Origin of the sequence: Populibacterium corticicola (assembly GCF_042683685.1) — a bacterium.
GTDB lineage: Bacteria > Actinomycetota > Actinomycetes > Actinomycetales > Cellulomonadaceae > Timonella > Timonella corticicola.
The window spans coordinates 145,336-159,343 of record NZ_JBHUOP010000004.1 but is presented as its reverse complement, the minus strand read 5'-3'; the positions used below and the strand labels follow the sequence as shown (position 1 = coordinate 159,343).

Annotated in this window: 15 protein-coding genes; 5 read left to right on the top strand and 10 right to left on the bottom strand. The window is 60.1% G+C overall.

Features of this window, described 5'->3' with window-relative positions:
- The first annotated feature begins 74 nt into the window (after positions 1 to 74).
- Genes sdhC through ACFSYH_RS10175 form a run of 4 tightly spaced genes read left to right on the top strand, consistent with a single transcriptional unit; the run spans position 75 to position 3,557 of the window.
- A complete protein-coding gene (gene sdhC, locus ACFSYH_RS10190; RefSeq protein ID WP_377466855.1) occupies positions 75 to 458 on the top strand; it encodes a succinate dehydrogenase, cytochrome b556 subunit in 384 nt (127 codons plus the stop codon).
- Positions 458 to 910, top strand: a complete 453-nt coding sequence (locus ACFSYH_RS10185) for a succinate dehydrogenase hydrophobic membrane anchor subunit (protein ID WP_377466854.1) — start codon at positions 458 to 460, stop codon at positions 908 to 910. Before sdhC ends, ACFSYH_RS10185 begins: the two co-directional genes overlap by 1 nt.
- Positions 911 to 945: 35 nt before the next feature.
- Positions 946 to 2,793: a succinate dehydrogenase flavoprotein subunit gene (gene sdhA / locus ACFSYH_RS10180; protein ID WP_377466853.1), complete on the top strand. Its 1,848-nt coding sequence runs from the start codon at positions 946 to 948 to the stop codon at positions 2,791 to 2,793.
- On the top strand, positions 2,793 to 3,557 hold the full coding sequence (locus tag ACFSYH_RS10175) for a succinate dehydrogenase iron-sulfur subunit (protein ID WP_377466852.1): 765 nt from the start codon (positions 2,793 to 2,795) through the stop codon (positions 3,555 to 3,557). Before sdhA ends, ACFSYH_RS10175 begins: the two co-directional genes overlap by 1 nt.
- A 317-nt stretch (positions 3,558 to 3,874) precedes the next feature.
- Here ACFSYH_RS10175 and ACFSYH_RS10170 read toward each other — a convergent pair whose 3' ends face one another.
- The 7 genes from ACFSYH_RS10170 to sigE all read right to left on the bottom strand — a co-directional run bounded on the left by ACFSYH_RS10170 (position 3,875) and on the right by sigE (position 10,392).
- Positions 3,875 to 4,948, bottom strand: a complete 1,074-nt coding sequence (locus ACFSYH_RS10170) for a YihY/virulence factor BrkB family protein (RefSeq protein ID WP_377466851.1) — start codon at positions 4,946 to 4,948, stop codon at positions 3,875 to 3,877.
- Positions 4,949 to 5,022: 74 nt separating this feature from the next.
- Positions 5,023 to 5,592: a 2'-5' RNA ligase family protein gene (locus tag ACFSYH_RS10165; RefSeq protein ID WP_377466850.1), complete on the bottom strand. Its 570-nt coding sequence runs from the start codon at positions 5,590 to 5,592 to the stop codon at positions 5,023 to 5,025.
- Positions 5,593 to 5,595: 3 nt separating this feature from the next.
- The gene (gene trpS, locus ACFSYH_RS10160; RefSeq protein WP_377466849.1) at positions 5,596 to 6,621 is read right to left on the bottom strand and encodes a tryptophan--tRNA ligase; all 1,026 of its coding nucleotides are present in this window, start codon (positions 6,619 to 6,621) and stop codon (positions 5,596 to 5,598) included.
- Between the two features lie 96 nt (positions 6,622 to 6,717).
- Positions 6,718 to 7,134, bottom strand: a complete 417-nt coding sequence (locus tag ACFSYH_RS10155) for a Sec-independent protein translocase TatB (RefSeq protein ID WP_377466848.1) — start codon at positions 7,132 to 7,134, stop codon at positions 6,718 to 6,720.
- Between the two features lie 93 nt (positions 7,135 to 7,227).
- The gene (locus ACFSYH_RS10150; RefSeq protein WP_377466847.1) at positions 7,228 to 8,778 is read right to left on the bottom strand and encodes a S1C family serine protease; all 1,551 of its coding nucleotides are present in this window, start codon (positions 8,776 to 8,778) and stop codon (positions 7,228 to 7,230) included.
- A complete protein-coding gene (locus ACFSYH_RS10145) occupies positions 8,771 to 9,721 on the bottom strand; it encodes an anti-sigma factor family protein (RefSeq protein WP_377466846.1) in 951 nt (316 codons plus the stop codon). The genes ACFSYH_RS10150 and ACFSYH_RS10145 overlap by 8 nt, the downstream gene beginning before the upstream one ends.
- The gene (gene sigE, locus ACFSYH_RS10140; RefSeq protein ID WP_377466845.1) at positions 9,718 to 10,392 is read right to left on the bottom strand and encodes an RNA polymerase sigma factor SigE; all 675 of its coding nucleotides are present in this window, start codon (positions 10,390 to 10,392) and stop codon (positions 9,718 to 9,720) included. Before sigE ends, ACFSYH_RS10145 begins: the two co-directional genes overlap by 4 nt.
- A gap of 290 nt (positions 10,393 to 10,682) precedes the next feature.
- Here sigE and ACFSYH_RS10135 point away from each other — a divergent pair, with 290 nt between their 5' ends.
- Complete coding sequence (locus tag ACFSYH_RS10135; protein ID WP_377466844.1) at positions 10,683 to 11,324, top strand: O-methyltransferase; 642 nt, start codon at positions 10,683 to 10,685, stop codon at positions 11,322 to 11,324.
- 56 nt (positions 11,325 to 11,380) lie between these two features.
- Here ACFSYH_RS10135 and ACFSYH_RS10130 read toward each other — a convergent pair whose 3' ends face one another.
- From ACFSYH_RS10130 to ACFSYH_RS10120, 3 genes are all read right to left on the bottom strand, one after another.
- The gene (locus ACFSYH_RS10130; RefSeq protein WP_377466843.1) at positions 11,381 to 12,949 is read right to left on the bottom strand and encodes a leucyl aminopeptidase family protein; all 1,569 of its coding nucleotides are present in this window, start codon (positions 12,947 to 12,949) and stop codon (positions 11,381 to 11,383) included.
- Between the two features lie 3 nt (positions 12,950 to 12,952).
- Positions 12,953 to 13,120, bottom strand: a complete 168-nt coding sequence (locus ACFSYH_RS10125) for a DUF3117 domain-containing protein (protein ID WP_377466842.1) — start codon at positions 13,118 to 13,120, stop codon at positions 12,953 to 12,955.
- A 96-nt stretch (positions 13,121 to 13,216) separates the two neighbouring features.
- Positions 13,217 to 14,008, bottom strand: a complete 792-nt coding sequence (locus ACFSYH_RS10120; RefSeq protein WP_377466841.1) for an LOG family protein — start codon at positions 14,006 to 14,008, stop codon at positions 13,217 to 13,219.

The window sequence follows — 14,008 nt, the reverse complement described above, 5'->3', positions numbered from 1 at the left end:
CGTGCCACGCACTATGGAGACACCGGCACATCCACCCACCCTGTCCTCATCACTCGCACACAGGAGGCGCCACAGTGCCAAGCGCACCTGCAGGAACGCTCTACCGCGGCCGCGAAGGCATGTGGTCTTGGGTTGCGCACCGCGTAACCGGAGTTCTGCTGTTCCTCTTCCTTCTCGTCCATGTCCTCGACACCGCCCTCGTGCGGGTCTCCCCCGAGGCCTACAACGCTGTGATCGGCGCGTACAAGACGCCAATCCTCGGACTCGGTGAGGCCGGACTCGTTCTCGCAGTCGCCTTCCACGCGTTCAACGGGCTGCGCCTGATCCTCGTCGACTTCTGGTCCAAAGGCCCGAAGTACCAGCGCGTCATGCTCTGGGTCGTCGTCGGACTCGTTGCCGTCACCGCCGCTGGCTTCCTGCCACGTCACCTGAGCAACATCTTCGGAGGGGGTCACTGATGAGTAACTCTGCCATCGCCTCCCCTCGCGACAAGTACAGGCGTACAACACTGACCCGTGGCAACTTTGAGTTGTGGGGCTGGCTGTTCATGCGCGTCTCAGGTGTCATCCTCGTAGTGCTCATCTTCGGACACCTGTTCGTGAACCTCATGGTGGACGGCGGAATCAACCGCATCGATTTCGCATTCGTCGGTGGAAAGCTCTCCAGCCCCTTCTGGCAGACCTGGGACCTGCTGATGCTCTGGCTCGCGATGATCCACGGCACCAACGGAGTTCGCACGGTCATCAATGACTACGCAGAGAGGCACGCGACCCGTGTTGTGCTGAAGTCCCTGCTCGCAATCGGCTTCACCATCACGGTCGTTCTCGGCACACTCGTCATCTTCACGTTCGACCCGTGCCCGGCAAACTCCCCAGCCGAGCTTCTACCCACCATCTGCGAAGCCCGCTAGCGCCCACTTTTCACACATAGGAGGCATCACACCAGATGCAAACTCACCAGTATGACGTCGTGATTGTCGGCGCAGGTGGCGCCGGGATGCGTGCCGCACTCGAGGCATCGTCTGAGGTCCGCACCGCAGTCATCTCCAAGCTCTACCCAACCCGCTCCCACACCGGTGCAGCACAGGGCGGAATGTGCGCGGCACTCGCAAACGTCGAGGAAGACAACTGGGAATGGCACACCTTTGACACCGTCAAGGGCGGCGACTACCTCGTTGACCAGGACGCAGCCGAGATTATGGCCAAGGAAGCCATCGACGCGGTCCTCGACCTCGAACGCATGGGGCTGCCGTTTAACCGCACCCCCGAGGGACGCATCGACCAGCGTCGCTTCGGTGGCCACACCCGCAACCACGGTGAGGCTGCCGTGCGCCGCGCCTGCTATGCGGCAGACCGCACCGGCCACATGATCCTGCAGACCCTCTACCAAAACTGCGTCAAGCAGAACGTGGAGTTCTTCAACGAGTTCTACGTACTCGACCTCATCGTGGATCACGACCTCTCCGCTGGACAGGTCCCAGATGGTGAAGAGGTCAACGCAACCGGTGTTGTCGCGTACGACCTTGCCACGGGTGAGATCCACGTCTTCCAGGCAAAGTCCATCATCTTTGCAACCGGTGGTGCCGGAAAGATCTTCAAGACCACCTCGAACGCTCACACCCTCACCGGTGACGGCATGGCGCTGGCGCTGCGTCGTGGTCTCCCTCTCGAGGACATGGAGTTCTTCCAGTTCCACCCAACAGGCCTTGCAGGCTTGGGAATCCTGCTCTCCGAAGCAGCCCGTGGCGAAGGTGGAATCCTGCGTAACGGCAACGGTGAACGCTTCATGGAACGCTACGCGCCAACCATCAAGGACCTCGCACCGCGTGACATCGTGGCTCGTTCCATGGCAAACGAGGTACGTGAAGGCCGCGGTGCCGGCCCGAACAAGGATTACGTCCTACTCGATCTGACCCACCTTGAGCCAGCACACATTGATGCAAAGCTCCCAGACATCACCGAGTTCGCGCGCACCTATCTCGGCATCGAGCCCTACACCGAACCGGTTCCGGTCTACCCAACCGCACACTATGCGATGGGGGGCATTCCCACGAACGTCGAAGCCGAGGTCCTCCGCAACTCCGACGACGTGGTCAAGGGACTGTACGCTGCCGGTGAGGTTGCCTGCGTTTCCGTGCATGGCTCAAACCGTCTGGGAACCAACTCCCTGCTCGACATCAACGTCTTTGGTAAGCGAGCCGGACGTACTGCGGCGGCCTACGCCAAGACCGCCAAGTTCATCGATCTGCCTGAAAACTCGGCGGCACGCGTAGTCGCGCAGTTGGAAGAGATTCGCACCCGACCAGACGGCGAGCGAGTCTCCGACGTCCGTAAGGAACTTCAGGAGACCATGGACGCCAACGCTCAGGTGTTCCGCACCGACGAATCCCTCAAGCAGGCCCTCGCGGACATCCGGGTCCTTCAGGAACGCTATTCACGCGTCTCTGTGCAGGACAAGGGCAAGATGTTCAACACCGACCTGCTGGAAGCCCTCGAACTCGGCTTCTTACTGGACATCGCTGAGGTCACGGTCATCGCCGCACTCAACCGGAAGGAATCCCGTGGGGGCCACTTCCGCGAGGACTACCCAGATCGCGATGACGCCAACTTCATGCAGCACACGATGATCTACCGTCGCCCGCTCGAATTCGAAGTAGACACGGTCGTTGACGATGCGCCGCTCACCCCCAAGAGTGCCTTTACGCGCTCTGATCGATTTGACGACTACCAGGTCGTGCTCGGTTCAAAGCCGGTCACGCAGACCCGGTACGAGCCGATGGAACGGAAGTACTGATGACCGCGACACTCGACAAATCCGCTCAGGGTAGTACCGGAGAGATCCCATCGTTTGAGGTGACCCTCAAGGTCCGTCGCTATCTGCCAGAGTCCGAGCACGGTGATGAGGCCTACTGGGACGAGTACACACTCACCATGTACGGCACTGACCGTGTCCTTGACGCACTGCACAAGATCAAGTGGGACCACGATGGATCGCTCACGTTCCGTCGCTCGTGTGCGCACGGAATCTGCGGTTCTGACGCGATGCGCATCAACGGACGTAACCGTCTTGCCTGCAAGACGCTGCTCAAGGACTTGAACCCTTCCAAGCCGATCACGGTTGAACCGATCAAGGGCCTGCCAGTGGTCAAGGACCTGGTCGTGGACATGGAGCCATTCTTCGCGTCCTACCGCGAGATCATGCCATTCCTGATCACGAGCGGTAATCAGCCGTCCAAGGAGCGCATCCAGTCGGCTGAACAGCGTGAGCGGTTCGACGACACCACGAAGTGCATCCTGTGTGCTGCGTGCACCTCGTCATGCCCCGTGTTCTGGACGGACGGCCAATACTTTGGCCCTGCGGCAATCGTCAACGCGCACCGGTTCATTTTCGACTCACGTGATGAGGGTGCCGCTCAGCGTCTGGAGATCCTCAACGACAAGGAAGGTGTCTGGCGTTGCCGCACCACCTTCAACTGCTCGGAGGCCTGCCCCCGAGGAATTGAGGTCACAAAGGCGATCCAAGAGGTCAAGCAGGCGATCATTCGCCGTGCCTTCTAAACCTCCACCACCACGCTAAAGGGGGCGGTTTCCCAGTTCATGACGAACGGGGAAACCACCCCCTTCGCTTTGAGATTTCCGGCCGAGTACTCTCCACGATATGGCTGGAGTCGCGGTGGGCGCTCGGGTTGATTGAACATGCGGAACGTTGGACGCACCGGTAGTTGAATGTGCAGGAAATTACTGCACAGTGTAGGTCTGCGGTCCTCACAGTGAAGCAACTTTCTACACGTTCAACCGGAACTGGGGCAGCGCGGCTCGGTCCATGAGCGCAGGTGGGTATGTCCTCCGGCCAGAGGCAGGTATGGGGAAGTTGGTCAGGTTCTAGAGCGGGCGAACATGATTCCCCCGATGAACCCCGCAACAGCCGCTATGAGCGCCGGTCTACAGCTCTTAGGGGCAGCAGCGACCGGTTCTAGGACCCCATCGGCACTCTGCGCAGTCGCGTCGTCAGCCTTGGGATCGTGCGTGACCCCGCTGAGGTCCCGCTCAATCTTCTCGAGTTGTTCCAGCGGTACGTTCGCCGCCAACGCGGAAGCCGTCAACAAGATGCGTGAGCACATGTACAACCACACCAATATGGTCACCAGGACGGCACCCGTGGCAAACAGTGGGTTGTTCGTTGCTGAACCCACGACAACGCTCGTACCAAGATAACGAATCACAGCGAATCCAATGGCACTGGTCACAGCACCGATCAGCAGATCACGCCTCGGTAGCTTGACTCCTGCCAGCAGTCGCACGATCAGGACGAACACCGCGGCATCAAACAGTAGCGTCGCCAGGTGAGAACCCAGGTTCAACGCAACGGAGGTGACGGCACCCAGCGGGCGGGAATCGTCGAAAATCCTACCCACCGAGTTGGCGAAAACGCCAGCTACCGATGACAGCAGAATCCCGACAGCCACGCACACAAAGGCCGCTAGGCTACGCAACTTGGCACCGATGGCTGTGGCTCCCTTGGGCGGCAGGGAGAACATTGCCCGCACAGACGCGCGGACGGCGTCCATACAGGTGATGACTGCCCAGAGCAGTACGCCAAACGCGATGATCGAGGTGAGGTTGAGTCCTGTGGATACCACCAGATCGTCGATACTCAGGATGCCCCTGTGATCGCTGTCTGCAATCAGCCCTGGCACGGCATTGTTGATCGCCTCAACGACAGAATCACGTAACTCGACGTTGTTCCCAAGGACCCGCACAAACACCGTAAAGCCTATGGTTAACGCGGCAAACAAGGAGAAGAGTGCCTTGTAGGTGATCCCGCCACACAACAGGGCGCCATTTGCGAGGGTGTATTGCTTCAGCGCTCGAGCCAGCCGAGAGTTCTTCCATCGCGCTAATAGATCCTGTGCGATGTCTTTGGTCTGGGAAATCCAAGGTGATGGCATCTCACCAGTCTATGAGAGGAAGCCTGATCACGCGTGCGCGCATGCAGCGCAAACAGGCACAATCGCCCGCGTTGTCACTCCGCAGCCGACATCGTGAGTGACTCCCCACCACCGAGTGGGTAACTCACGATCGGCCGCCACACGTTGTCAGCCCCGTGCTCATACAGATGGATGTGCCTTACCTCAAAACTCGCCTCGTAAAAGGCCATCCGATTGAACGCCGCGTCCAGCGCCTCATCGTCGATCTCGTGTGCGATCGTGACATGCGGGTGGTAGTTGAAACGTGTTTCGTGTGCGAGCGGTCCGGCTCTCATGAGGGATTCGAGTTGCTCGCACTGAGCGATTCCATCCACCACCTGAATGAACACCACCGGTGAGACCGGGCGAAACGTGGCACTCCCCCGCAAATGCACCGTGAACGGCTCAACCTGCGCGCATGCGTACTGGATGTGCTCACCGATCTCATCCAACTCGTCAGGGTCGATATCGGTTGGACCGATCACAGTGATATGCGGGGGAATCGCGTCAGCCATGGGGTCCCCAAAACTGCGGCGCGCATTTTGTAGTTCGCTGCCCATAGGCTCGGGAATTTCGATGGAGATGCCGATCCGTTTCCCGGATCCCATCCGCTCGGACTGGGTCACGTGTTACGCCTCTGCGCTCGGCTGCAGCAGCCCAACCTTGGAGTAAACACGGCTAACGGTCTCCTGCGCGATGTCGCGGGCCTTTGCCGCGCCAACGGCGAGGATCTTGTCAAGCTGTGCCGGATCGTCGAGGTAGACATTCACCTTCGACTGGAAATCGGTCAGGAAGTTCTCCATGATCTCCGCGAGGTCCACCTTAAGGTGTCCGTACTGCTTACCCTCGTACTCGGCTTCAAGCTGCTCGATGCTTTTGCCGCTGAACACCGAGTAGATGCTGAGCAGATTGGACACGCCAGGCTTCTCGGCAGCGTCGTAGCGGATCTCCGTACCCGCATCCGTCACGGCGGACTTGATTTTCTTGGCGGCCTTCTTTGGGTCTTCAAGCAGCCACAGGGTGCCTTTTCCGGTCTCCGACTTGCTCATCTTGGCGGTCGGGTTCTGGAGGTCGTAGATCTTTGCAATCGACTTCACAATGTGTGCGTCTGGCACGACGAAGGTGTCGTCTCCGAACCGGGCATTGGCGCGCTCAGCGAGGTTTCGCGTCAGTTCGAGATGTTGGCGCTGGTCTTCACCAACCGGTACAAGAGCGGCGTCATACAGCAGGATGTCAGCGGCCATGAGCACCGGGTACGTGAACAGTCCAACGGTTGTGCCAGACTCGCCCTGCTTCGCGGACTTGTCCTTGAACTGGGTCATGCGACCGGCTTCGCCAAAGCCCGTCTGGCAGGACAAAATCCATGCCAGTTCCGCGTGTTGGGACACATGTGACTGCACGAACAGCGTTGAACGCTCTGGGTCCACGCCTCCAGCAAGATATTGTGCGAGTGTACGCCGCGTACGGTCACGGAGTTTATCTGGGTCTGGATTCACGGTGAGGGCGTGAAGGTCCGCCATCATGTAGAAGGTGTCGTATGAGTCCTGAAGCTTCACCCACTGTGTCAACGCGCCAATGTAGTTTCCGAGAGTCAGGGAATCATTGGAAGGCTGCATACCCGAGAGAATCCTCGGACGGAGGGTTTCAGTAGTCATGACTCCCATTCTTACAGGCTCGGGCTCGAATCTCGAATTTGTGGTCCCCATTTCGGGACGCCCCTCGCACAGGCCCGCCTCGGGTGTGGACCGGACCTAGGTCGCCTCTGGATCGAATGGCGCCGGAGAGCCCTGTGCAAGGGCAGTATAGGTGTCGAAGCCAGGAGTCCGGGGACGTGGTGCTGCAGTTGCGGCGCCTGCGGTGGACACTCCGACCACTCCTACGGCGGCTGCATTGCGCTGCGGATCGAGGATCGTGTCCTCGAGCAGGGCTTCGCGCACGATCTTGCGTGGATCGTACTGGCGTGGATCGAGTTTCTGCCAGTCGACATCGGAGAACTCGGGGCCGAGTTCCTCGTCTACCTTTGCCTTTGCGTCGGCCATAAACCGGCGAGCGCCCTTGATGAACTCGGTGATCTGTTGGACATATCCGGGCAGCCTCTCAGGCCCCACCACGAAGATCGTGATGAGGATGATGACGAATATCTCTTCTCCGCCTAGCCCAAAAATCACGTTCTCCCCTTGTCTTGAACCGCCCTGGCAGTGATTTTCCTAGCTACCGAACGTCCTGATGTTCGGGCACGCACACACGCGATCAGTCTCTTGTCATTCACCGACTCGGGAGCCCAACACGACTGTAACCTCGCGTTCTCCGTCTTGACCATCGCGAAGGGTGAGTACGACTTCCTCGCCGGGTGCCTTCGCTCGGATCGCAACGATGAGCTCGTCTGATTGTGCTACCGGTCGGCCATCAATTGCAAGGATAACGTCTCCCGCAACGATTCCCGCTTGATCCGCAGGGCCACCGGGGGTAACCGGCTCCTCTCCCTGAACCGATTCGGAGACAACGGTGACGCCCTCCCCCTGGTTACGGGAGTCAAGGAGAACCCCGATGACAGGAACGGTTGCCTGACCCGTGTTGATGATCTCCTGAGAGGTACGTGCCGCCTGGTTGGAGGAGATGGCGAAGCCAAGCCCGATGTTCCCGGTGGTGTTTCCCATGATCTGCGTGGGAGTCTGCGCGATTGCGGAGTTGATGCCGATGACCTCTCCAGCGGTGTTGACCAGAGGCCCGCCGGAGTTTCCGGGGTTGATGGCGGCATCGGTTTGGATTGCGTTTATATATGAGGTGTTGTTGAGGTCCCCTGCGGAAACGGGCCGGTTCAGCGCCGAGACGATTCCAGTGGTGACGGTTCCCTCAAGCCCGAGCGGTGCGCCGATGGCGATAACCGGGTCTCCCACCACTGCCGAGTCTGAATCGCCGAGCGTCAGCGGTTCCAGACCTGTGCGGTCAACCTTGATGACGGCTATGTCATAGTCGATGGTACTACCCACTACAGTTGCGGTTTCCTCCTGCCCGTCAGAAAAGGTCACCACAATCGAGTCCTGGGCGCTGCCGCCTTGGATGACGTGCTGATTGGTCAGGATGTACCCATCTTCAGAGATGACGAAGCCAGATCCGGTTGCATATCCATCACCCTCAATGACCTCGATGAACACGACCGATGGAAGGACTTTCGCAGCGATGTCTGCCACCGATCCGTCTGCCAGTTGTCGCGCTTCGGGTTGCGCCCCCGGTGCCACCTGATTGATCGTCGCGCCACCCCCGTTAGCCGCGTTTTGGTTGGTCGCGGCACTGCGCCCTGCGATGTTTCCGGCTATCGCCCCGGCGATCACCGCGACGACGAGCAGTCCTGCAACGGTTCCCATGCCCACACGTGCACGCGCACGAGGCTGATTGCCGACGCGCTGGCCTGCCTGGTAGTTTGACCCGCCATAGGCGTTGGCTGCGTGCAGAGCACCCCCGTTCGGAGCATGGCCCTGTGGGATGCCGTGTGATGGAACGCCACCGTTACCTGGGTTGCCACCGCTGTGTGGTGGATACTGCGGTGCAGGCGGCTGATGCCGGGAGTAGCCGGGGGTCACCGAAGGCGGGGCGAACGGGTTGACTGCCTGTGGTTGCCGCAGGACTGGCCCACCAGAATATGGGGCGGGGACTGGCGGCTGGGGCACGTTCAATCCCGAAGACACCTCCGGCTTGGCTGCAGCGGGTACGCTCTCGACCGTTGGCTGCTGCGTCGGCTGCCCGTGCTCGGTATCGGGCAGCCGCTCGGTGTCCGGCACGGGAGTGTTGTCCGACGTAGGTTGGTTACTCACTGACCACTCCTGCTAGTACTGAAAAGCCTCGCGCGAATCTGGCGGTGAGCCCTTCATCGTGCTGCTCTGCTGCGAACGTGTGCGCGAACTGCATCAGGTCTTCGGATTCGATGTCCGTGATCAGTTCGATGACCGCTTCTTCACTTTGCCACACCAAGTGGGTCGGAGCATCACCTAGTACGTAGATTGGACCAAGTTCATGGTCGATCACGGAGGCTGAGTCAACGGTGGAGCTGTCAAGCACACCCTTGTGCTCGACAACGAGCACCTCACCGATTGGGGTCGCTATGACGATCTCGAGTTCGGTCGGCCTGGTTGCCAGGAATCCGACCTCCTTGATCGTCACGCCCTCGGGCAGTTCCTTGGGAGCGGCCCATCCGTGCTGATCAAGCCAGGTGATGAACTTACCGTGGTCAACTCCCTGGCGGGTTCCGTCGGGTTGGGTTCGCGCCACGTCGTACAGCGGCGAGAACGCACTACTCCCCCGCAGCACGTCCAGACGTTCTACAAGGGTCTCGTAATCGGACTGCGGGGCGATCAGCGGCCGCGCTCCAAGGATGAATGCGGCAGCGCAGGCACCGCCAAGCGCGAAGACGGAACCGTAGGTCGCCCACTTGCGCAGACTCTGCTTCCCTGAGAGCTTGCCACAATAGGCTCCGCCGGGAATCGGTTCACGGGTGATGAAGGGGTTATCGTGCGAAACCGGGACTGTTCGAGGTGGGTCGCAGTCCTGGGCCAAACTCAGCAGCCCAGACATGAAATCATCACGTAGGGCAGGCATCTCATGTGCCTTGTTCAATAGCGCCCGGGCAGCACGCGTGTCCTGAACCTCCTGGGCGCAGCGCGGGCAGCACACAAGGTGGGCAAGCGCCTTCTCCCTCAGTGCCGGTTCAAGCTGGTCGTCGACGAGCGCGCTGACGAGCGGTCCAAGGTGCGCGCTCATCTGGTTTCCTGTGCGGTTGCGTCACCGGCCCCCGTGAGATCCAGAGATTGATCTCGCGGCCCTGTGAATCGAGCAGGGTCCCGGTGTGCGAGAGATTTACGCAGTTGCGCGCGGGCACGGTGAATACGCGAGCGCACTGTTCCAAGTTTGATGCCAAGGGTCGTGGCGATTTCCTCGTAGGACAGTCCCTCGATGTCGCACAGGACAACGGCAACGCGGTACTCGGGCGCGAGTTTCTGCAGAGCCTCTTGGATGTCGTAGTCAAGGTTGTGGTGTTCGAAACTACGCTCCGGCGAGGCAAACTCGTTACGATCCGCGTAGGTTTGTGCCTCTTCGCCCATGTGATCCATGCGAATCCGCTTCTTGCGGCGCACCTGGTCGAGGAAGACGTTGGTGGTGATACGGTGCAGCCACCCCTCAAACGATCCGGGCTGATAGTTGTGCAGCGATCGGAACACCCGCACGAATACTTCTTGAGTCAGGTCTTCAGCATCGTGTTGATTGCCCGTGAGCCGGTATGCGAGCCGATACACTCGAGCCGAGTGCTCAAGGACGATTTGCTCCCAGGTGGGCGTGTAGGGAACCGATTCGTGGTTAGTCGCGGACTCAAATGCGTGTGCGTGCGTTTCGGCAGGCACTACCGAAGCGGTGGGGGTGGCATCGAGACTCATGCGGTGACCAACTTTCTGCCGCAGTTCGGATACGGCGTGGGACAAAATTATGTCAGGTCAAACTGAAAGTTTCCTTAGTTTCCCTTGAGCCGCTCCGCGTCCACTCTCATACGAGAGTGTAAGTACCCGAACCACCGACTCGTCGCCAATCCACAGCGGCGAGGAGAAGGGCGCCGATTGACGACGATCCAGCCACCTACCAGCCCGGCTCACGTGAGGGGATGGCAGCCCGGCACCCATGCCCAACGACAAGGCTAGACTTGAGACACTAACCAATATTTGGAGGAAATGTGTCGGAAAAGGCGCAGAACTGGACATACACCGAGCAATTCGCGCTCGAGAGCGAGGTGATCGTCCGTGCCCGCGAACGCGGTGCACACCTCGGTTGCCCAAGCATCTCGCCTGGAACCGGCGCGACACTACGACTACTCGCGCACGCAACCCAAGCGAAAGCGGTCGTTGAGATCGGTACGGGAACGGGCGTCGCAGCACTCTGGCTCCTTGAGGGCATGGCTCCTGACGGGGTGCTGACCACAATAGACTCCGAGATCGAGTTCCATCGGGCAGCCAAGGAGGCGTTCATTGAGGCAGGCATCAAGCCCACCCGTACCCGAACGATCTCCGGCAAGTCCCATGAGGTTCTGCCACGACTCGCAGATGCCGCCTACGACATCATCTTCGTGGGAACCGACACAGCACACTACGCCAACTACGTGACCCAAGCCGAACGGCTATTGCGCCCGGGCGGAACGCTCGTGCTCGATAATGCCCTGTGGTATGGCAAGGTAGCCGACCCGGCCAACCGCGAGGAAACACCGGCGCTGCTGCGCGGGGTGGCCAGAGAACTCCACGAATCACCGAACTGGCACGTTGCGCTGCTGCCCACCGGCAACGGACTGCTGTGTGCGACCAGGACGGTCCCCGCGAGATAGCAACAATATAGAGTGTGGGCCACCCTGAAGGTTCAGGGTGGCCCGCACTGTCGTCATTACAGCGATTTGAGGTAACGCAGCAGCAGACGCACGCTGTAGCCCGTCGGCCCTTTGTTCAACTCGTGACGAGCCCTCTCACGGTGGGATGGGCCTGCGATGTCGAGATGCGCCCACGGTACGCCCTGGGCGAACCTCTCGAGGAACAGCGCCGCCACAATCGATCCTGCCCCGACGGGGGCCTCGGGGATATTGCGGATATCTGCAATCTGTGAGTCCAAGGCACCCTCGTACTCGCGCACGAGTGGCATGTGCCACAGCGGCTCACCGGCCTCAGCACCACTCGTCTCAAGCGCCTTCTGAAGCGTCTCATCATTCGCGTAGAGCGCCCCATGGCTATAACCAAGCGACATGGCCGCTGCTCCGGTCAGCGTAGCGATGTCGATGATGGAATCGACATGCAGTTCTTGCACCGCATACGCGATGGCATCGGCCATGACCACACGCCCTTCGGCATCGGTGTTCGCAATCTCAACGGTCGTTCCGCCGTACACCGAGATCACATCGGCCGGGCGAGTGGAGTTCGCACCGAAATGATTCTCAGCCAGAGGAAGCAGCGCGGTCACACGGTGGGGAACCTTGGCCTGAGCCGCCCCAAGCACAGCAGCGAAGGCATCGGCGGCACCCGACATGTCTGTCTTCATCGTGATCATTGTCTCGCGAGGCCGCTTGATGGAGATGCCACCCGTGTCGAAGGTAATGCCCTTACCAACCAGCGCCACGTGCCTGGTTTTCTCGCCCACTTCCTCAGGGGCGTAGGAGACGACAACGAACTCCGGCGCGTTCACTGAACCCTGTCCCACGGCAACGGTGCCGCCAAAGCCTGCTCCGAGCAGTTCCTTGCCGCGGAACCGCTTCACGGACAGGCCTGCACCCTTGCCAAGTTGTTCAAACCGCTGAGCAAGCCATTCGGGGGTCTTGATGTTCGATGGAACAGTGCCAAGATCACGTGCAAGCCATGTAAGCGCTGACGCATGCCGAGCCTCGTCGATGACCTCCTGTGAGTTGTCACCGAGCAGAATCAGGGTGCTTGGCTCCTGATCGGTCGGCTTCTCACGGAGTTTCCAACCCGGGTAGGCGCCAAGGCAGTAGCCCTCGACAAAATGCGAGGTACCGCGGTCACCGCTGATCGCAGCGACCGTGGTCAGTACGGTTCCCATGCCCCGGGTGCTCTGCGCGATCGCGGCTCCAGCGGAACGCAACTCTTCATCCGTGCCACGCCCAACGCCCACGAGCACGATCCGCAGTGGCAGGCCCTCCCAGGGCAGGACAGCACCCGACCCGCCATGCGTGATAGGCAGGTCAATCACGTGAGTCGTGCCCGCTTCTGCCTTGAAGCGTGCCCTTGCGGCCAGTTCCGCCAGATCAATCCGGTAGCGCAGCGAGGCATGCACGGTGCCGGCGCGAGGTTGCAGTTCATCGTCGCCCTCGATGGGAGAGCCGACACCCACTGCAATCGCATCAATGCGCTGCTCACTCAGAAAATCGCAGGTCTCAAGGGTGCCCGTTTCAACCTTCACAACGGGAAGGTCATCGAGCGAGCTGAGCTTGGTGGGCGCTAATGTCACGTGCTAATCCGATACTACTTGGAGGACTCTACTGAGTTCCTGAACTTCTTCTTGCTTTAACGACAACACTAGCCGCCCTCCCCCGTCCAAGGGGACACGCAGGATGATGTCTCTTCCCTCTCGAGTCGCCTCGATCGGTCCATCTCCAGTTCTGGGCTTCATCGCTGCCATAGGACACTCCATTGGTTGAAACGTGAGGGCACGCACGCGCACACGCGCCACCAACCAATTTTACGCAAATTTGACCAAGAAACCAGAGTTTGATGGCTAGGCTTCGACCGGTTCCTCACCCTCGGTGGCAAATACGTAACCGCTGCGCATCGCATCCGCACGATCAGCCACGATCTGAACGGCCTCCTCGGGTGTGTCGACAACATGGAACAGATCCACATCCGACGGGTTAATCATTCCGCGCTCCGCAACCGCACCCTTGAGCCAGTCCACCAGCCCGCCCCAGTAATCCCTGCCCACCAGTGCGATGGGAAACTCGGTGACCTTGTGGGTCTGTACGAGGGTAAGCGCCTCAAACAGTTCGTCGAACGTGCCGAAACCACCCGGCAGCACCACGAAACCAGATGCATACTTCACAAACATGGTCTTACGGGCGAAGAAGTACCGGAAGTTCACGCCAAGGTCGACGTACTGGTTCATACCCTGTTCAAACGGCAGTTCGATGCCAAGGCCAACGGAGGTACCGCCTGCCTCGTGAGCGCCCTTGTTCGCAGCCTCCATGACGCCTGGTCCACCACCGGTGATAACCGCATACCCACGCTCCACAATCAACTGTGCGGCGCGCTCCGCGATCGCGTAGTCCGGGTGATCTGGCTTGGTTCGCGCAGATCCAAAGATCGAGATCGCTGGCCCCAGTTCCGCGAGCGCCCCGAATCCCTCCACGAACTCGCTTTGGATGCGCATGACGCGCCACGGGTCGTCGTGGACCCAGTCCGAGGATTGCGCTGGGCTGAGCAGCCTTTGATCTGAAGTCTGCGCTGGGATCTGGGTGCCGCGTAGAACCACGGGCCCCTTGCGGTAGGTTTTGCGGGAGTCTTTGCTGTTCAT